Here is a 17,534-nt window from a genome sequence, read left to right as displayed (position 1 = left end):
CTGGAAGCGGCCCGTCCACAGGGACGGGCGCGCTGCTTCATTTCGGTATCACAGCCTGCGCCTGCGAGTAGGCATAAGGCACACCCGCGATGTCGGACACGGTGCCGCTTTCGCTGACACTGAAGCGCTGCACATCCGCCGGCGTGTTGAACGTCAGGCGCACGGTGAAGAAGCTGCCCACATCCACATTGGGCGTCACGAAGGGCAGGGTGGGCGACAGGGCCGTGTTGAGCGTCACCATGCCCGTGCCGCTCAGCGTGCGCAGGCTCAGCGCGGCCAGCGTCATGTTCTGCGCCGTGCCCGCGCCCGCGTTGGTAAAGCGCAGGTCGATGCCGGTCACGCCGGGCGCCACCGTCTCCTGGCCGACGATTTCCGCGATGAAGTTGGGCTTGCCCAGTACCTGGGCCGCGCCCGTCACAAAGCTGGTCAGCGAGGCGCTGTTGTGGACCGCCGGATCGCTCACGCTTTGCACGGCCGCCGTGACGTTGTCGGCGCTGCCGATGCGGGCGGTGGCGGGCGGCGTCAGCTGCACCGTCACGTTGCTGCTCTCTCCCGTGCCCAGCGTGACGCTGGCCGGACTGACACTGCCGATGTAATGCTGGTCGTCCGTGGCGGCAAAGCTGAAGGTGGCGGGGGCGCCGTCGTTACGCACCTGGTACATCAACGCCGTCGTCATGCCCGGCCGCAGGTCTTGCGGGGCGGGCGGCTTGAGCGACACGGTCTGCGGCGACACCATCAGGCTCACCAGCCGCTGGAACGGATAGCCGGCGCTGTCGGTGCCGGTCGCATAGGCCAGGAACGGGCTGTTGGGCACGGTGATGGGACCGAAGAACTTGCCGCCATCCGTGGCATCCTGCTCCAGCGCCAGCGGCCCGATCAGGCCGAAATTCTTTTGCCGCAGCTGGAACTGGGGCGCGCTGCTCAGTTCCGTCAGCGCCGCCAGCGCGTACAGCAACTGGCCCGGCCCCGGCTCGCCATCGATGGCCAGCAAGCCCTGGTGCGGCGGCTGGGCGCCGAAGCGGGCCAGCTTGAATGAGCTGAACGCCAGACCGGCGATGCCGCTCACGTTCACGTACATGATGCCGGACGTGTCGCCCACGGTCAGCTGCCACGGGCCGGGCATGGGGTGGTCGATCGAGATGATGGTGCCGCTGCTCAGGTTGAGGAAGGCGGTGGCCGTGGCCGCGCTGATGACCACGCCATCGGGCCGGACCAGGTGGACGAATGGCGGCAAGCCCTGCACGGCCGTGCTGACGGACACGGTGAGCCGCGTCATGCTGGCATCGACGGGCACGGGATAGGTCTTGTGCACGGGGAACTGGTCCTGCACCGACAGGATCTGCACCGCATTGTTGCGCCCCACCAGGTCGGCCAGCTGGGTGACGGCCCCGGCCTCGCCGCCGAACAGGAAGAACACCTGGCCGCCCGTTTCGCTGGCCGCCTGCAGGAAGCCGGGCGTGATGGGGGAACAACTGCCGAACAGCACCGGGTAGATCTTGATGTCCTTGCTCTTGGCCAGGCCGATCACGGTCCCGGCCAGTGCCGCATCCTTGGCCGCCGCGTCCGTGTACATGAACAGGTCGCCGCCGGGATCGGCCAGCGACAGGCCGTGGTAGATGCCCGTCATGGCCAGTTCCGGGCAGTCGCCGCCGCCGGCAGCGCCCAGCGCGCTGATGGCCGACTTGAAGACGCTGGCATCGTTGGTGGCCAGGTCGGGACCGGTGAACGGGTCGTTGAACGGGGCCAGCACGTATTGCAGCGGCTCCTCGTCCGTGCCCAGGCGGGCGTTGACGATGTTGATGGCCGAATTGCGCACGCCGGCGATGATGCCGCCCATGCTGCCGGTGGTGTCGATGGCGAACGCCAGTGTGGGCCCGGCGCCCAGCAGGGCCTTGAGCTGGGCCGGCGTGATCTCGGCCTTGATGTCTTCCACGAACTGCTGGGTGGCGGCGATGGCGGCGCCGGCGGCCGTGTTGTGGAAGGTGCTGTGGGGCGAGATGTCGCAGTACAGCGTGTCCTTGTTGATGCCTTCGCGGAAGTAGCCGAGCAGGTCGCTGGACTTGGAGCTCTTGTCCAGCGGTCCGCCGTGGCTGCACTTGAAGTTGCCGGGCTTGACCCGGTCTTCGCCGCCGTAATAGCCGCTGGTGAGCAGCGAGCCGACCAGGTTGGACGAGTTGGCGCAGGTCAGGCCCGTGTCCGTGAAGCCCGAGCACGTCGTCACGCCGGGGCCGGCGAAGGCCAGCGGGTTGGGCCGGCCCACGTCCGGATTGGCGCCGCCGTTGCCCATCTCGACCCAGTTGCTGTGCGAATAGAAGTCCTGGATGGTGTGCAGGGCGCTGCCCAGGTTGTCGCGCGCGCCGGTGGCGTTGATGGGATCGCTGCGCAGGGCGTCCAGCACGTTCTGCTTGAGCGTGGCCAGGCGCAGCTGGGCGCCGGCCGCGTTTTCGCCGTCGAAGTGCTTGGCCGAGCTGGTCTGGTCCTCATCCACCTTGGCGTCGGCTTCGATGATGCGGTCCAGCGCCTTTTGCATGGAGGCGGTCAGCTTGGGCACGCTGAAATAGCGCTTGTCGAGGTCCTCGATGCCGCGCTGGGTAATGTCCTGGTGGGTCAGGCTACCGGCCGATTTGGACGTGATGAAACAGACCAGGCCATTCTTCGGGCAGAAAGCCTGGCTGGGGCCGCTGGCGCTCAAGGCCAGCAACGCCAGCAACGGCGCCAGCCAGCGCGCGGCCAGGCGGCGCGGCAGGTGGCGCGTGATGCGGCGGCGATACGGATGATCGATGGACATACCATATCCTTTCCAATACGTGCAGCAGGTTGAGGGCGGGCCGGAACGGCCCCCTGGCGCGGGCATGCATTTATCGTGCCGAGCCCGGCCATGCCCGTGGCGACGGGCGGCGCGCCGCTGAGCGGGCCCGGCACTGTCAGCTTTTCCGACAGGGGGCGGCCGGGGCCGGGCGCCGCATGCCGCGGTGGAGGAGGGGGAAGGGCGCAATTCGGCACTCTGTGACGCCAATTGTGCAGTTCGTCGCAATCTGCTGCGCCCGTTGCCGGGCTCTGCTACATTGGCGAGCATCCGCATCCCCGACCGATGGCGATCCAGAACCACCTCCGAGGAAACCATTTATATGAAGAAACTGCTCCCTTTTGGCCTGCTGCTGGCCGCCGTCTGTACGCTGCTGGGCCGCGCCCATGCGGCCGATGAATATGTCACCGAGTCGCACCCCATCGACGCGCGCGTGGTGCGCGTGCTGCTGGACGGCGTGATCGACCTCAAGCTGACGCACGGCGCCCAGCCGTCGCTCATCATCGTGGCCGACAAGCGCTACATGGGCAAGATCACGGCCGTACAGACGGGCGACACCTTGCACCTGGACACGGAAGGGCGGGGCATCAAGCTGAACCGTTCCAATGTACGGGCCGAACTGGTGCTGCCGGCATTGCGCGAAGTGGTGTCGGAAGGCGTGGGCATGACGGAGGTGAACGGCTTCATGGGCGACGAACTGGAGTTGACGCTGGACGGGGCCGGCTCCATGAAAGTGGCGGGCGACTACAAGAAGCTCAGGGCCAATCTGGGCGGTGTGGGCAGCATGCACCTGTGGGTGAGCGAGAACGATGTCGTGGAAGTGGACTTGCATGGGGCCGGCTACATCACGCTGGGCGGACGCAGCAAACTGCTGCGCGCATCGCTGGGCGGACTGGGCGGCCTGAACGCGCAGCAATTCCAGGCCGACGCCGTGGATCTGCAGCTAAGCGGCCTGGGCAACGCCACCGTGACGGCCCGCAACGACGCCACGCTCAACCTGAGCGGTCTCGGTTCCGTCACCGTGTACGGCAAGCCGGCCAACCGCAATGTCAGCGTCGATGGCCTGGGCAAGGTCAGCTGGAAATAAACGGGGCCAGACCGATGAACCGACAGACATACACATCGTTAATCGACATGAAAAAAATCATCTTCGCGATCAGTTTGCTGCTGGCCGCGCAACAGGCCGCGTACGCCGGATTTGCCGACGGCGCCATGGCCTACAACAACAAGAACTACGCGCAGGCATACCGCGAAATCGCACCCCTGGCCAAGGCCGGCAATGCCGACGCCGAACATCTGCTGGGGCTGATGTACTACATGGGCCGCGGCGTGCCGCAGGATTACAAGCAGGCGCTGGAATGGCATCGCAAGGCGGCGTTGCAGGGCAAGGCCGACGCCCAATATGTGGTCGGTGCCATGTACTACACGGGCAACGCCGTGATCCAGGACCACAAGCAAGCCATCGTCTGGTTCCGCAAGGCGGCCGAGCAGGGCCATGCGGAAGCGCAGCAGGTGCTGGGCCTCATGTACCGCTACCATATCGGCGGCATGCCGCAGGATAACGTGATCGCCTACATGCTGTGGAATTTGGCCGCCGCCAACGGCTCCATGAACGCGGCCGAACAGCGGGCCGCCGTGCTGCGCAATATGACGCAGGAACAGATCGAAGAAGGCCAGGCCTTGTCGGCCGCGTGGAAGCCGAACACGCCGCTGCCGCGCCAGTCGCGCACGGGGGGGAGCTAAACCCCGCTTGCCCCGTTTGACAGGAACGGCGCGACCGCGCGCCTGTCGCTGTCGTTTGTGATGTCTCAACGCTGGAAACTGCCGGAAGCGCAAGCTGTGCGGACGATAAACGCACAGTTCGCTTCCCATGAGCAGCTACCGTTTCGACCGCGCCGACTACTATGCCCGCCTGCACCGGCATGACGAGTGCCTGGCCGAGGCTATTCTCCAGCGGCGCCGCGCGCATGCGCCATATTCTTCCCATCTCGACTACTGGAACTGGCCTGCGGGTGCCCGTCTGGGCGAGCGGGCGTACCGGGTGCGCGACGCAGTCGCCGCATCCGAAGCTATTGCGCTGCGCGAACTAGAGGCCAAGTTGAGCGGCATCGGCCTGGCCGACATCTGGCCGGTGCTGAGCGAGATCTGCCACGATGTCGCGCTCTACGTCGGCGGTGGCGTGCTGGCTGGCGGTGTCATCGGCGCCGGCGTGGGCATGCTGGTGTTCGGGGCTGGCATATTGCCGGGCGCGACGGCCGGCGCGCTCGCCGGGGCGCAGGCGGGCAATCTGCTGCTGGGTTTCTTCGGCCTGAAATCCGTGGTCGGTTTCATGGCCGACAGCCTGCCGCGCGCCGCACATGCCTATCAGGCCGGCTTCCGCGAAGCATGGGGACGGATGCCCGATCTTGGCATCAACTCGTTCGACGCACCGCATTTCGGCGCGGATTTCCAGCCAGGCAGCACGTATCACGCGGCACGCGACTTTGCGCGCGGCCACGAAATCCTCGTCATCGCCCTGCTGGCCGGCATGGTCGCCTATCTGACGAGGGGCAAGGGCCAGTTGCCGGTCCTGCTGGCGGAAGTGCGCCAAAGTGCCCGGTTGGGGCCAAAGATGGCTGGTTGGCTGGAGCAGAATGCCGACCGGCTGGTCAGGCAGCCGCTGTTGCAGGAGCGCGGAAAGGGGACGGGCAATGGCGCCATCGGCGCCGATACTGCCGGGCAAGCGCCATCGTCCCGGCCGCGCAAGGCGGGGAATAGTACTGCACCGGCCGAAACGGCAGGCAAGGTATTGCGCGAAATTGAACCGCTCATCGGCAAAACCGAAGGCGGCCCGGGATCTTGGCAACTGTCGCCCAAACGCACAGGTGGTGAGGCATATCAAGAACAAATCACGGGCGTGCGGCGGGGGATTGAATATGATGTGCCAAGTGATCGCGTACCATCGGGGAAAGTCCGCTTCGATGGATTCGATGCGGAGCGCAAGGTTTTGCTTGATGCCAAGGACTGGAAGGGCTATCCGCCAAAAGATGTGGATTTCTGGCAGAAGAAGGTGAGCCAGCAGGCAAACAATCAATTGATAGCTGCGAAGGGGATTCCGGTGGAGTGGCACTTCAGTACTCAGGAAAGCCTGTTCGCAGTAAGAAGAGCCTTGGACGCCGAGCAAGTCAGTGGTATCAGATTAGTTCTGACGCCAAAATCATAAGGGGGATCTTATCTATGTCATTTTTCTATCTTGGAGTTTACTGGCCGGCGGTCCGTCCCCTAACCTTACGTCAATATGCGGATCTAACGCGTAGTTTTCTGCAATTGCTGGAAGGAATACACCCCGCATTTCGATCATTAGAATGGGTTGGTGACAGACCGAATTCCGCGATAGATTTGTCTTCCAATTTATGCAATTTGGATGAACTAATTTATCAGCACGCGAGATTCGACGAGACCATATATCAGAACACGAATCCGGATGGGACCCCGTCGTGGCAATCGGTCGGCTACTTAGGCTACAGCATGGACTTTGGCACAGGGAAATCAGCGCGAGCAGGAGGGGTAAGTATCGGGATTAAAGCGGGGGGCTATGACATTCCTACGCCCAATGCGATACGGATCGCCGTCCCATTGCCGGGCGACACAACTTTCCCGCATCGCGAGTTCTACGATTACGATTTCCTGAAGGGCCTGTTCACCAAGATGATAACGTTCTGGAAACCGGCGAACGGCTTGGTAACGATGCCCCCATTTTCCGAAGCAGTCGTGGAAGATGCGCTGCCATATGTCGGTTGGCTCACGTACCTGAAAGATCCGCGCGCCGCCGCATTGCGTAATTGTGATGCGCTGCGTGGATTGACCTTTGAAGAGATGCCCGGCGGCGGAACGTTGATTTCACTCGATAAGACAATTATTTCTCCAACTAACTTCGCGCAGGTGGAGAAGGCGCGCTGTTTGCGCCGCATGCTAGTTGCTGAACGAATCGTCACCTAGTTGGCTACTCCGACCGTCCCGATCTGCAAAGGGCTTGCTAGCATGCGATATTTCACCGTAGGCGCTTATTGGCATAAGCGGCAGTTGACGTTGCAGCAGTATGCCGATGTCACGCGCACCTTCTTTGTCCAGTTGCAGGAGTTTCACCAGGCTTTTCGCCAACTGGAATGGGTAGGTACGCGCCCCAACTCCGCCATCAAAGTGAACGCTGACCTTGGAAATCTTGACGAGCTCATTTTCCTACATGCCGGCGACAGCCACTACCTTTATACACACGCGAACCCGGATGGCACGCCATCATGGGAGTCCACCTGTGCCTATGGATATTCGATGATTTACGACACTGGAAGGGCCGCGTCAGGCGGTGGGGTTGGCGTTGGGATTCGCGCTGGGAATGCTGAAACCAGAACCCCCAGTGCCGTTACGATTTCCTTTCCCGCCGTTGACGATGCCAGGTTCCCGTATCGTGAGTTCTACGATTATGCGTTCTTGAAGAAGCTGTTCCTGATGGTGATTCGCTGCTGGGAGCCACAAAAAGGACTGGTCATGTCACATGCTTTCTCTCACGCGTTTGTTGACGAGGGGCCTACGCACGTCGGTTGGCTCACTTATTTGCGCGATCCGCGGGCGGCGGCATTGCGACATAGTGCAGCGCTTAGCGGTTTGCATTTTGAAGAAACGCCCGATGGTGGGACATTGATCTCACTCGATACGCAAATCATTTCGCCGGACAACTTCGCGCAGGTGGAAAAGGCAGGGCGTCTGCGCAGCAAGCTGATCGCCGAAAAAATCGTTTAGCACCGAACTGCGTCGCTACCTTCGGGACGGCTACTCCAATGCTTCCGAAACCGCATCTATTGCATGCCAGGAAAATGGATGAGCTACTTTAACTTGGGCACTTACTGGCATGGCCGATCATTGACGTTGCAACAGTACGCGGACGAAGGTCATGGGTTTCTTTCGGAGTTGCTCCGCCTGTATCCGGCCTTTCAAACGTTGAGCTGGGTGGGCGATCGCCCAAACTCCGCCGTTAGCATTTCGGCAGATTTGAACAATCTTGCGGACCTAATTTATGACCACGCTGGAAGCAAGCGTCATTTGTACGAGTACGCAAACGCCGATGGAACACCTTCCTGGCAATCGACCTGCATTTTCGGGTATTCCATGAGATTTAGCACCGGCAAGCCTGCGTCCGCAGGCGGCCTAAGTGTGAGCATTCGTGCAGGCAGTACCGAATCTCCAATCCCGAACGCTGTAACCATTTCCTTCCCCGACGTCGAAGATCCAACATTTAGTCATCGCGAATACTATAGCTATAAATTCCTGAGGGATCTGTTCTTGTCGGTCATCGGATTTTGGAAGCCGGAAAGAGGATTGGTGACGCAGCACGCCTTCTCCGAAGCGGTATCTGGTGACGATCTACCGTACGTTGGCTGGTTTACCTACCTACGTGATCCGCGCGCCGCCGCGCTGAGGAATAGCGTGTCGTTGGCCGGCTTGGAATTTGAAAGGGCAGCTGACGGAGGTACTTTGATTTTGCTCGATAGGGCTATCATTTCGCCAGACAACCACTTGCAACTTGAGAAGGCACGGCGCCTGCGCAGCAAGGTGATTGCCGAGAGGCTCGTCTGAACGCGGGCATATTTCTTCCTGATGCAACGACGTTGGCGGTGCACTCCTAAGCTTTGCCTAACTGGGAGTCCTTGTTGATGTTCGGTTTCTATTTGGGAATTTACTGGTCGGCGAACCGCGCGTTAACTTTGCGGCAGTACGCGGATGCGACGTGCAGCTTTCTGAAGCTATTGCGGAGGCTGCATCCTGTTTTTCAGGCGTTGGAGTGGGTGGGTGACGGGGCGAATTCTGCGGTACATCTGTCGCCAGATTTGTGCAACTTGAACGATCTGATTTATCGCCATGCAGGACGTGACGACGCGATATATCAAGACAAGAACCCCGACGGCACACTGTCCTGGGCCTCGGTCGGAAAATTCGGCTATGGCATGGTTTATGAAACCGGAAAATCCGCGGAGGCCAGTGGAGTGAGCATTCGGATCAAAGCTGGATGCTATGGCATTCCGACGCCAAATGCGATCTGGCTTGGCTTTCCGTTGCCGTCCGACATAAATTTGCCTTACCGTGAATTTTACGAGTACGAATTCCTGATGACCTTATTCACCAAAATGATCGAGTTCTGGAAGCCGGCGAATGGGCTGGTCACAACGCATCCGTTTTCCAATGCAATCACGGACGATGCACCGCCGTATATTGGTTGGCTGACCTATCTGCATGCCCCGCGCGCCGCCACGCTGCGGAACGACCCAACTCTTCACGATTTGATTTTTGAACAATTGCCAGATGGCGGAACATTGATCTCACTCGATACGGACATTATCTCGCCGGATAACCTCGTGCAGGTGACGAAAGCGCGGCGTCTGCGCAGCAGGCTGCTTGCCGAAGGATTCTTCTAGCATCAGCGCGCGTCCAGCCATTCCGGCACCGTTGGCGTGTTATTTAACGCTTTGCGCAAAGTGGAACTTTCTGATGTTGCATTTCTATTTGGGCGTTTACTGGCCGGCGGATCGACCTCTTAGTCTGCGGCACTACGCTGACGCAGTGCGCAGCTTCCTGGCGAAGTTGCGGGAGATGCACCCCGCTTTTCAACCGTTGGAGTGGGTTGGCGATCGGCCGAATTCGTCGATAGTCTTGTTGCCTGATCTGGGCAATCTGGACGACCTGATTTATCGCCATGCTGGTCACAGCGAAGCCAAATACCACAATCCCAACCCGGATGGCACGCCGTCGTGGGAGTCCGTCGGAGAATTTGGCTACAGTATGGATTTTTGGACGGGAAGATCCGCGCGGGCCGGTGGCATAAGTATCGCCCTGGCAGCAGGCTACTACGGCTTCCTCCCCGTGCCTAATGCGATATCGGTCGGGTTCCCGCCGCCGGGGCATGAGTGCTTCCCATATCCCGAGTTCTACCAATATCAATTCCTGAAAAGGCTATTTACGGAGATGATCGCCTCATGGCAGCCAAAGTATGGGCGGGTAACGTCGCATCTTTTTACCGATGCCGTGGGGGCGGGGCGGCCGTGTGTGGGATGGCTGACCTATTTGCGTGACCCGCGCGCGTCGGGACTCCGTCATCACGAGATGCTGCGCGGCTTGACCTTTGATGAGACGCAGGACGGCGGCACCTTGATTTCACTCGACACACAAATCGTTTCACCGGATAACCACCTGCAGGTAGCGAAGGCGCGTCGACTGCGCAATGTCTTGATCGCCGAGAAGCTCGATTAGCGGGCGGCAAGCAGGCCGTCGCGCCATCACCACCGCGCGCCGCTATTTGCCGAACCTCCCACCTGCGCGCAACGCCGCCCTGAAGTACAATCTCCCCTTTGCGTTGGAAGGGGAAGCGTGATGCGCGCGATCGAGATCACCAAGCCGGGTCCGGCTGATGTGCTGAAGCTGTGTGAACGTCCGGTGCCGGCCGTCAAGGCGGGCGAGGTGCTGATCAAGGTGCATGCGGCCGGCATCAACCGTCCCGACGTGTTCCAGCGCCAGGGCAGCTACGCGCCGCCGCCGGGCGCTTCCGATTTGCCGGGCCTGGAAGTGGCCGGCGAAATCGTGGACGGCGACCTGGCCGGCAGCGAGTTCAAACGGGGCGACATGGTCTGCGCGCTGGTGCAGGGCGGCGGTTATGCCGAGTACTGCGTGGCGCCCGTCCAGCAATGCCTGCCCGTGCCGCGCGGCCTGTCGGCCCTGGAGGCCGCTTCGCTGCCGGAAAACTACTTTACCGTCTGGAGCAATGTGTTCGACCGCGCCCACCTGCGCGGCGGCGAGACGCTGCTGGTGCAGGGCGGTACTTCCGGCATCGGCGTGACGGCCATCCAGTTGGCTGCCGCCATGGGCCACCGCGTGTTCGCCACTGCCGGCAGCGACGACAAGGCGCGCGCCTGCGAAACGCTGGGCGCCGAGCGCGGCATCAATTACAAGACCGAGGATTTCGCCGCCCTGGCCAAGTCGCTCACCAACGAGCGCGGCGTGGATGTGATCCTGGACATGGTGGGCGGCGACTACCTGCCGCGCGAAATCGGCTGCCTGGCCGACGATGGCCGTATCGCCCTGATCGCCTTGCTGGGCGGCGCCAAGGCGACGGTGGACCTGGGCCAGGTGCTGCGCCGCCGCCTGACCATCACGGGCTCGACCCTGCGGCCGCGTTCCGTCGCTTTCAAGGCCGCCATTGCGGCCCAGTTGAACAAGCGCGTGTGGCCGATGTTCGAGGCGGGCAAGATCAAGCCCGTCATCTATGAGGTCTTCCCGCTGGAGCAGGCAGCCGAGGCGCATGCGCTGATGGAGCGCAGCACCCATGTGGGAAAAATCATGTTGCAGGTAATTTGATACGTTTTTGACGGCGATGATGGTCGTTTGTATCATTTTCGCCGACTCTGGCCCAGCGGCTCGCGCCGCTGGTTTGACCGGCCTTCGGGCCTCACGTTAAAATAGCGGGTTATTGAAAATTAGGCTACTATGCGACGCAAACTCGTCATCGGTAATTGGAAAATGAACGGCAGCCGTGCCGGCAATGCGGAATTGTTGTCTGGTATCACGGCTGGCTTGACCTCCTCCGGCGCGGCATGCGCGGTCTGCGTGCCGGCGCCTTATCTGGCCCAGTGCCAGGCTGCGCTGCAAGGCACGGCCATCGCCTGGGGTGCGCAGGACGTATCGTCCCATGCTTCCGGCGCCTACACGGGCGAAGTATCGGCTGCCATGCTGGCCGATTTCGCTTGCCGCTATGTGCTGATCGGCCACTCGGAACGCCGCGCCTACCACCACGAAAGCGATGCGCTGGTGGCGCAGAAGACCGTGGCTGCGCTGGCCGCCGGTTTGACTCCCGTCGTGTGCGTGGGGGAAACCCTGGCCGAGCGCGAAGCGGGCCGTACCGACGCCGTTGTCGGCGAGCAGCTGGGCGCCGTGCTGGCGGCCATCGGCGCCGGCGACGTGGCGAAGATCGTCGTCGCTTACGAGCCCGTATGGGCCATCGGCACCGGCAAGACGGCCACGCCGCAAATGGCGCAGGACGTGCACCAGGTGCTGCGTGCCCAGCTGGCCGGCAAGGATGCGGCAGCGGCCGCCGGCGTACACATCCTGTACGGCGGCAGCATGAAGCCGGACAACGCCAAGGAATTGCTGTCCATGCCGGACATCGATGGTGGCCTGATCGGTGGCGCGGCATTGAAGGCGGCCGATTTCCTGGCCATCATCCACGCGCACTGAGCGTGTGGGTGGCAGGGCAGGGCAGAGGCTGAGAACTTATTTAAACTGAGAATGGAATAACATGAACACTTTGTTCAATCTGATCGTTGTGGTGCAAGTCCTGTCGGCCCTGGCCATTATCGGCCTGGTGTTGATGCAGCATGGTAAGGGCGCCGATATGGGTGCCGCCTTCGGTTCCGGCGCTTCGGGCAGCCTGTTCGGTGCCACCGGCTCGTCGAACTTCATGTCCAAGTCGACCGGCATCGCCGCCATCCTGTTCTTCAGCGCCACACTGGGCCTGTCGTTCCTGCAAACCCACAACACCACCGGCGTCAGCGGCGGTGTGATGGATAAAGTAACGGCGCCTGCGCCGGCAGCACCGGCCGGCGGTGCAGCTGCCATCCCTTCGGCTGCAGCACCGGCGGCACCTGCCGCGGCAGCGCCGGCACCAGCGCCGGCCGCCAGCGGCCCGGCCGCGTCGATCCCGAAGTAAGCAGCGATTGATGTAGGCAACAATAGCAGCAGGTAGTAATGGTAGTGGCTGCGATCGAGGTCATCCCCCGGTCGCGGCAGGCAGGAATTAGCAGGAACTCAAGTAGTTTGCTCATTGTTTTGGCAGTAAATGCTGTCAAAACAATCCAGCGTGAGAATCAGTAAAGATTTATCGTTTTTCTTCTTGTTTTGGCGCAATACGCATTAACAAAGCGAGCAAAACACAGTAGAATAGCGGCCTTAATGCCGACGTGGTGAAATTGGTAGACACGCTATCTTGAGGGGGTAGTGGCGCAAGCTGTACGAGTTCGAGTCTCGTCGTCGGCACCAGAAATTAGAGGCCAGCAAGGGAGTACCTAAGCTGGCTTTTTTACGAGGATGTGTCGTTCGATCCTGGTCTAAGCTTTGATTTAGGGTCGGACGTTAAGATCACTGCAAGGCATCGCAGTGTGTCCTTCAACCGACCGTTCAACTCAAGCTTATCAACCGTGAACCTCGAAAATTACTTCCCCGTCCTGTTGTTCATCCTCGTCGGTCTCGGCGTAGGTATCGTGCCCCAGATCCTGGGTCATCTCCTCGGGCCCAACAAGCCTGACTCTGCAAAACTCTCCCCCTATGAATGCGGTTTCGAAGCTTTCGAAGACGCGCGCATGAAATTCGACGTCCGGTACTACCTGGTCGCGATCCTCTTTATTTTGTTCGATCTGGAAACGGCATTCTTCTTCCCGTGGGGCGTCTCCATGCGCGAACTGGGCTGGGCCGGCTTCGTGACGATGATGGTGTTCATCGCCGAATTCGTGGTCGGTTTTTGGTATATCTGGAAGAAAGGTGCCCTTGATTGGGAATAAGCCATGGCTATTGAAGGCGTATTAAACGAAGGTTTTATCACCACCTCGGCCGACAAGCTGATCAACTGGGCGCGTACGGGTTCGATGTTCCCGATGACGTTCGGTCTGGCCTGCTGCGCGGTTGAGATGATGCACGTGGGCGCGGCCCGTTACGACATGGACCGCTTCGGCGTCGTGTTCCGTCCCTCGCCACGCCAGTCCGACGTGATGATCGTGGCCGGCACCCTGTGCAACAAGATGGCGCCCGCGCTGCGCAAGGTCTACGACCAGATGCCCGAACCGCGCTGGGTGATCTCGATGGGTTCCTGCGCCAACGGCGGCGGCTACTATCACTATTCCTACTCCGTGGTGCGCGGTTGCGACCGCATCGTGCCGGTCGACGTCTACGTGCCGGGCTGCCCGCCGACGGCTGAGGCTCTGCTGTACGGCATCATGCAGCTGCAAAACAAGATCAAGCGCACCAATACGATTGCACGCTAACGGGGCGCATCAGATATGACTACACATTTGGAAACACTGCAAAACGCCCTCGGCTCCGCCCTGGGCGATCGCGTTAGCACCACCGTGGCGTTGGGCGAGATCACCCTGGTGGTCAAGGCTGCCGACTACTATGGCGTGATGCAGACGCTGCGCGACGACAAGGCGCTGGGCTTCGATCAGCTGATCGACCTGGCTGGCGTCGACTACCTCAACTATGGCGACGGCGCCTGGGACGGCCTGCGCTTTGCCGTCGTGGTGCACCTGCTGTCGGTCAAGCACAACTGGCGCGTGCGCGTGCGCGTGTTTGCCGCCGACGACGACATGCCGCTGCTGCCATCCGTCACGCCCCTGTGGCGCACCGCCAACTGGTACGAGCGCGAAGCGTTCGACGTGATGGGCATCCTGTTCGACGGCCACAACGACCTGCGCCGCATCCTGACCGACTACGGCTTCATCGGCCACCCGTTCCGCAAGGACTTCCCCGTTTCGGGCTATGTCGAGATGCGTTACGACCCGGAGCAGAAGCGTGTGATCTACCAGCCTGTGACGATCGAGCCGCGTGAAAATGTACCGCGCGTGATCCGCGAAGAAAATTACGGGACGAAATAATGGCCGAAATTAAAAACTACACCCTGAACTTTGGTCCGCAGCACCCGGCAGCGCACGGCGTGCTGCGCCTGGTGCTGGAGCTGGACGGCGAAGTGATCCAGCGCGCCGACCCGCACATCGGCCTGCTGCACCGCGGCACCGAGAAGCTGGCCGAGCAGAAGACCTACCTGCAGTCCGTGCCTTACATGGACCGCCTCGACTACGTGTCGATGATGTGCAACGAGCACGCCTACGTGATGGCGATCGAGAAGCTGCTGGGCGTGGAAGTGCCCCTGCGCGCACAATACATCCGCGTGCTGTTCGACGAGATCACCCGTCTGCTGAACCACCTGCTGTGGCTGGGCGCGCACGCGCTCGACGTGGGCGCCATGGGTCCCTTCCTGTACGCCTTCCGCGACCGTGAAGACCTGATGGACTGCTACGAAGCCGTGTCCGGTGCGCGCATGCACGCGGCCTACTACCGTCCGGGCGGCGTCTACCGCGACCTGCCGGACGCGATGCCGCAGCACCAGAAGTCCATCATCCGCAGCGACAAGAAAATCGCCGCCCTGAACGAAAACCGCCAGGGTTCGCTGCTCGACTTCATCGAGGACTTCACGCGCCGCTTCCCCACCTATGTGGACGAATACGAGACGCTGCTGACCGACAACCGGATCTGGAAACAACGTACCGTGGGCATCGGCGTGGTCAAGCCGGAAGATGCGCTGGCCATGGGCTTTACCGGCGCCATGCTGCGCGGTTCGGGCATCGAATGGGACCTGCGCAAGCACCAGCCGTACGAAGTGTACGACCTGATGGACTTCGACATCCCGGTCGGCACCAACGGCGACTGCTATGACCGTTACCTGGTGCGTATCGAAGAGATGCGCCAGTCCAACCGCATCATGAAGCAGTGCGTAGAGTGGCTGCGTAACAATCCGGGTCCTGTCATGTCGAGCAACCGCAAGGTGGCGCCGCCGTCGCGCGTGGACATGAAGACCAACATGGAATCGCTGATCCACCACTTCAAGCTGTTCACGGAAGGTTTCCACGTGCCGCCGGGCGAAGCGTACAGCGCCGTCGAGCACCCGAAAGGCGAGTTCGGCATCTACCTGCTGTCCGATGGCGCCAACAAGCCGTACCGCATGAAGATCCGCGCCCCGGGCTATGCCCACTTGCAGGCGCTGGACGAAATGGCGCGCGGCCACATGATCGCCGACGCCGTGACCATCATTGGTACCCAGGATATCGTTTTCGGCGAAATCGACCGCTAGACGAAAAGACAGTCCGAAAGGCAAAAGTATGTTGTTATCAGAGCAGTGCTACAAGAAAATCGACCGCGAACTGGCCAAGTACCCGGCCGACCAGCGTCAATCGGCCGTGATGGCCTCGCTGGCCCACGCCCAGGTTGAACTGGGCTGGATCTCGCCCGAAGTGATGCAGGAACTGGCGGACTACATCCGCATGCCGGCCATCGCCGTGCAGGAAGTGGCCACTTTCTACAATATGTACAACCTCAAGCCGGTCGGCAAGCACAAGATCACCGTGTGCACCAACCTGCCTTGCGCCCTGTCGGGCGGTGAGCGCGCGGCCCACCACCTGAAGGAAAAGCTGGGCATCGACTACCGCGACACGACGGCCGACGGCGAGTTCACGCTGATGGAAGGCGAGTGCATGGGCGCCTGCGGCGACGCGCCGGTGATGCTGGTGAATAACCACCGCATGTGCAGCTTCATGTCGAACGACAAGATCGACGCCCTGGTCGAGGAACTCAAGAAATGACGTCACTCCATAACCGACACATCGACCCGGTCATCCTGGCCGGCCTGGATGGCCAGAACTGGCATCTGGAAGACTACGTCAAGCGCGGCGGCTACAGCGCGCTGCGCCGCATCCTGCAAGAGCAGATCTCGCCGGAACAGATCATCGCCGACCTGAAAGCGTCGTCGCTGCGCGGCCGCGGCGGCGCCGGCTTCCCCACGGGCCTGAAGTGGAGCTTCATGCCGCGCCAGTTCCCGGGCCAGAAATACCTCGTCTGCAACACCGACGAAGGCGAGCCGGGCACGTTCAAGGACCGCGACATCATTCGCTACAACCCCCATGCGCTGATCGAAGGCATGGCCATCGGCGCTTACGCCATGGGCATCACCGTCGGTTACAACTACATCCACGGCGAAATCTTCCAGGAATACATGCGCTTTGAAGAAGCGCTGGAAGAGGCGCGCGCGGCCGGCTTCCTGGGCGACCAGATCATGGGCAGCGCGTTCAGCTTCCAGCTGCACGCGCACCACGGCTACGGCGCCTACATCTGCGGCGAAGAGACGGCACTGCTCGAATCGCTGGAAGGCAAGAAGGGCCAACCGCGCTTCAAGCCGCCATTCCCTGCCTCGTTCGGCCTGTACGGCAAGCCCACCACGATCAACAACACGGAAACCTTCGCGGCCGTGCCGTTCATCCTGAACATGGGTCCGGAAAAATACCTGGGCATGGGCAAGCCCAACAACGGCGGCTCCAAGATCTTCTCGATCTCAGGCGACGTCAACCTGCCGGGCAACTACGAGGTGCCGCTGGGCACCCCGTTCGCCAAGCTGCTGGAACTGGCTGGCGGCATGCGCGGCGGCAAAAAAATCAAGGCTGTCATCCCCGGCGGTTCGTCCGCTCCGGTGATCCGCGGCGAGATCATGATGGACACCGACCTGGACTACGACTCGATCGCCAAGGCCGGTTCCATGCTGGGCTCGGGCGCCGTCATCGTCATGGATGAAACGCGCTGCATGGTCAAGGCGCTCGAGCGCCTGTCCTACTTCTACTTTGAAGAGTCGTGCGGCCAATGCACCCCTTGCCGTGAAGGCACGGGCTGGATGTACCGCATGGTGCATCGTATCGAACATGGCCAGGGCCGCGCGTCGGACCTGGATATGCTGAACTCGATCGCCGACAACATCCAGGGTCGCACCATCTGCGCCCTGGGCGATGCGGCGGCGATGCCGGTGCGGGCTTTCGTCAAACAGTTCCGCGAAGAATTTGAATATCACGTCGAGCACAAGCATTGCTTAGTGCCCGCTTACATCTAAGCTGCGTCAGGT

Annotated in this window: 18 protein-coding genes and 1 tRNA gene; 18 read left to right on the top strand and 1 reads right to left on the bottom strand. The window is 61.4% G+C overall.

Annotation, left to right across the window (positions count from 1 at the left end):
• Positions 1-37: 37 nt before the first annotated feature.
• Positions 38-2,788: a hypothetical protein gene (locus AC3WOS_RS06905; protein ID WP_492715142.1), complete on the bottom strand. Its 2,751-nt coding sequence runs from the start codon at positions 2,786-2,788 to the stop codon at positions 38-40.
• 340 nt (positions 2,789-3,128) lie between these two features.
• On the opposite strand from AC3WOS_RS06905, the gene AC3WOS_RS06900 reads away from it, so the two are divergent.
• The 18 genes from AC3WOS_RS06900 to nuoF all read left to right on the top strand — a co-directional run bounded on the left by AC3WOS_RS06900 (position 3,129) and on the right by nuoF (position 17,522).
• Positions 3,129-3,893 carry a GIN domain-containing protein gene (locus tag AC3WOS_RS06900; RefSeq protein ID WP_492715141.1) on the top strand — a complete coding sequence of 255 codons (765 nt, stop codon included), beginning with the start codon at positions 3,129-3,131 and terminating at the stop codon, positions 3,891-3,893.
• 47 nt (positions 3,894-3,940) lie between these two features.
• Positions 3,941-4,549: a tetratricopeptide repeat protein gene (locus AC3WOS_RS06895; protein WP_492715140.1), complete on the top strand. Its 609-nt coding sequence runs from the start codon at positions 3,941-3,943 to the stop codon at positions 4,547-4,549.
• A gap of 127 nt (positions 4,550-4,676) precedes the next feature.
• On the top strand, positions 4,677-6,008 hold the full coding sequence (locus AC3WOS_RS06890) for a DUF6861 domain-containing protein (RefSeq protein ID WP_492715139.1): 1,332 nt from the start codon (positions 4,677-4,679) through the stop codon (positions 6,006-6,008).
• A 14-nt stretch (positions 6,009-6,022) separates the two neighbouring features.
• On the top strand, positions 6,023-6,784 hold the full coding sequence (locus tag AC3WOS_RS06885) for an Imm52 family immunity protein (protein WP_492715138.1): 762 nt from the start codon (positions 6,023-6,025) through the stop codon (positions 6,782-6,784).
• A gap of 42 nt (positions 6,785-6,826) precedes the next feature.
• A complete protein-coding gene (locus AC3WOS_RS06880; RefSeq protein ID WP_492715137.1) occupies positions 6,827-7,582 on the top strand; it encodes an Imm52 family immunity protein in 756 nt (251 codons plus the stop codon).
• A 78-nt stretch (positions 7,583-7,660) separates the two neighbouring features.
• On the top strand, positions 7,661-8,416 hold the full coding sequence (locus tag AC3WOS_RS06875; protein WP_492715136.1) for an Imm52 family immunity protein: 756 nt from the start codon (positions 7,661-7,663) through the stop codon (positions 8,414-8,416).
• A 77-nt stretch (positions 8,417-8,493) separates the two neighbouring features.
• Positions 8,494-9,252, top strand: a complete 759-nt coding sequence (locus tag AC3WOS_RS06870; RefSeq protein ID WP_492715135.1) for an Imm52 family immunity protein — start codon at positions 8,494-8,496, stop codon at positions 9,250-9,252.
• Between the two features lie 73 nt (positions 9,253-9,325).
• Complete coding sequence (locus AC3WOS_RS06865; RefSeq protein ID WP_492715134.1) at positions 9,326-10,084, top strand: Imm52 family immunity protein; 759 nt, start codon at positions 9,326-9,328, stop codon at positions 10,082-10,084.
• 120 nt (positions 10,085-10,204) lie between these two features.
• Positions 10,205-11,185 carry an NAD(P)H-quinone oxidoreductase gene (locus tag AC3WOS_RS06860; protein ID WP_492715133.1) on the top strand — a complete coding sequence of 327 codons (981 nt, stop codon included), beginning with the start codon at positions 10,205-10,207 and terminating at the stop codon, positions 11,183-11,185.
• Positions 11,186-11,314: 129 nt separating this feature from the next.
• Positions 11,315-12,061 (top strand): triose-phosphate isomerase, encoded by a 747-nt coding sequence (tpiA, locus tag AC3WOS_RS06855; protein WP_492715132.1) that lies wholly within the window; start codon positions 11,315-11,317, stop codon positions 12,059-12,061.
• 61 nt (positions 12,062-12,122) lie between these two features.
• A complete protein-coding gene (gene secG / locus AC3WOS_RS06850; protein ID WP_492715130.1) occupies positions 12,123-12,533 on the top strand; it encodes a preprotein translocase subunit SecG in 411 nt (136 codons plus the stop codon).
• A gap of 244 nt (positions 12,534-12,777) precedes the next feature.
• Positions 12,778-12,862: transfer RNA gene (locus AC3WOS_RS06845), tRNA-Leu, on the top strand.
• Positions 12,863-13,020: 158 nt separating this feature from the next.
• Positions 13,021-13,380 carry an NADH-quinone oxidoreductase subunit A gene (locus AC3WOS_RS06840; protein WP_492715128.1) on the top strand — a complete coding sequence of 120 codons (360 nt, stop codon included), beginning with the start codon at positions 13,021-13,023 and terminating at the stop codon, positions 13,378-13,380.
• Between the two features lie 3 nt (positions 13,381-13,383).
• Positions 13,384-13,860, top strand: coding sequence for a NuoB/complex I 20 kDa subunit family protein (locus AC3WOS_RS06835; RefSeq protein WP_008450353.1), 477 nt, complete (start codon positions 13,384-13,386; stop codon positions 13,858-13,860).
• A gap of 15 nt (positions 13,861-13,875) precedes the next feature.
• Positions 13,876-14,469 carry an NADH-quinone oxidoreductase subunit C gene (locus AC3WOS_RS06830; protein ID WP_492715126.1) on the top strand — a complete coding sequence of 198 codons (594 nt, stop codon included), beginning with the start codon at positions 13,876-13,878 and terminating at the stop codon, positions 14,467-14,469.
• Complete coding sequence (locus AC3WOS_RS06825) at positions 14,469-15,722, top strand: NADH-quinone oxidoreductase subunit D (RefSeq protein ID WP_492715125.1); 1,254 nt, start codon at positions 14,469-14,471, stop codon at positions 15,720-15,722. The genes AC3WOS_RS06830 and AC3WOS_RS06825 overlap by 1 nt, the downstream gene beginning before the upstream one ends.
• Before the next feature lie 28 nt (positions 15,723-15,750).
• On the top strand, positions 15,751-16,230 hold the full coding sequence (gene nuoE / locus AC3WOS_RS06820) for an NADH-quinone oxidoreductase subunit NuoE (RefSeq protein WP_492715124.1): 480 nt from the start codon (positions 15,751-15,753) through the stop codon (positions 16,228-16,230).
• Positions 16,227-17,522, top strand: a complete 1,296-nt coding sequence (gene nuoF, locus AC3WOS_RS06815; protein ID WP_492715123.1) for an NADH-quinone oxidoreductase subunit NuoF — start codon at positions 16,227-16,229, stop codon at positions 17,520-17,522. Before nuoE ends, nuoF begins: the two co-directional genes overlap by 4 nt.
• Positions 17,523-17,534 lie beyond the last annotated feature (12 nt).

The sequence above is a fragment of the Rugamonas sp. FW305-51 genome (genome assembly GCF_058786935.1).
Note: the sequence above shows the minus strand (reverse complement) of the source record. Positions and strands in the feature narration are given on the sequence as shown.

Excerpts from the sequence above, each read along its gene's own strand:
- AC3WOS_RS06905 (WP_492715142.1), bottom strand. The coding sequence starts at position 2,788 with ATGTCCATCGATCATCCGTATCGCCGCCGCATCACGCGCCACCTGCCG.
- AC3WOS_RS06900 (WP_492715141.1), top strand. The coding sequence starts at position 3,129 with ATGAAGAAACTGCTCCCTTTTGGCCTGCTGCTGGCCGCCGTCTGTACG.
- AC3WOS_RS06895 (WP_492715140.1), top strand. The coding sequence starts at position 3,941 with ATGAAAAAAATCATCTTCGCGATCAGTTTGCTGCTGGCCGCGCAACAG.
- AC3WOS_RS06890 (WP_492715139.1), top strand. The coding sequence starts at position 4,677 with ATGAGCAGCTACCGTTTCGACCGCGCCGACTACTATGCCCGCCTGCAC.
- AC3WOS_RS06885 (WP_492715138.1), top strand. The coding sequence starts at position 6,023 with ATGTCATTTTTCTATCTTGGAGTTTACTGGCCGGCGGTCCGTCCCCTA.
- AC3WOS_RS06880 (WP_492715137.1), top strand. The coding sequence starts at position 6,827 with ATGCGATATTTCACCGTAGGCGCTTATTGGCATAAGCGGCAGTTGACG.
- AC3WOS_RS06875 (WP_492715136.1), top strand. The coding sequence starts at position 7,661 with ATGAGCTACTTTAACTTGGGCACTTACTGGCATGGCCGATCATTGACG.
- AC3WOS_RS06870 (WP_492715135.1), top strand. The coding sequence starts at position 8,494 with ATGTTCGGTTTCTATTTGGGAATTTACTGGTCGGCGAACCGCGCGTTA.
- AC3WOS_RS06865 (WP_492715134.1), top strand. The coding sequence starts at position 9,326 with ATGTTGCATTTCTATTTGGGCGTTTACTGGCCGGCGGATCGACCTCTT.
- AC3WOS_RS06860 (WP_492715133.1), top strand. The coding sequence starts at position 10,205 with ATGCGCGCGATCGAGATCACCAAGCCGGGTCCGGCTGATGTGCTGAAG.
- tpiA (WP_492715132.1), top strand. The coding sequence starts at position 11,315 with ATGCGACGCAAACTCGTCATCGGTAATTGGAAAATGAACGGCAGCCGT.
- secG (WP_492715130.1), top strand. The coding sequence starts at position 12,123 with ATGAACACTTTGTTCAATCTGATCGTTGTGGTGCAAGTCCTGTCGGCC.
- AC3WOS_RS06835 (WP_008450353.1), top strand. The coding sequence starts at position 13,384 with ATGGCTATTGAAGGCGTATTAAACGAAGGTTTTATCACCACCTCGGCC.
- AC3WOS_RS06830 (WP_492715126.1), top strand. The coding sequence starts at position 13,876 with ATGACTACACATTTGGAAACACTGCAAAACGCCCTCGGCTCCGCCCTG.
- AC3WOS_RS06825 (WP_492715125.1), top strand. The coding sequence starts at position 14,469 with ATGGCCGAAATTAAAAACTACACCCTGAACTTTGGTCCGCAGCACCCG.
- nuoE (WP_492715124.1), top strand. The coding sequence starts at position 15,751 with ATGTTGTTATCAGAGCAGTGCTACAAGAAAATCGACCGCGAACTGGCC.
- nuoF (WP_492715123.1), top strand. The coding sequence starts at position 16,227 with ATGACGTCACTCCATAACCGACACATCGACCCGGTCATCCTGGCCGGC.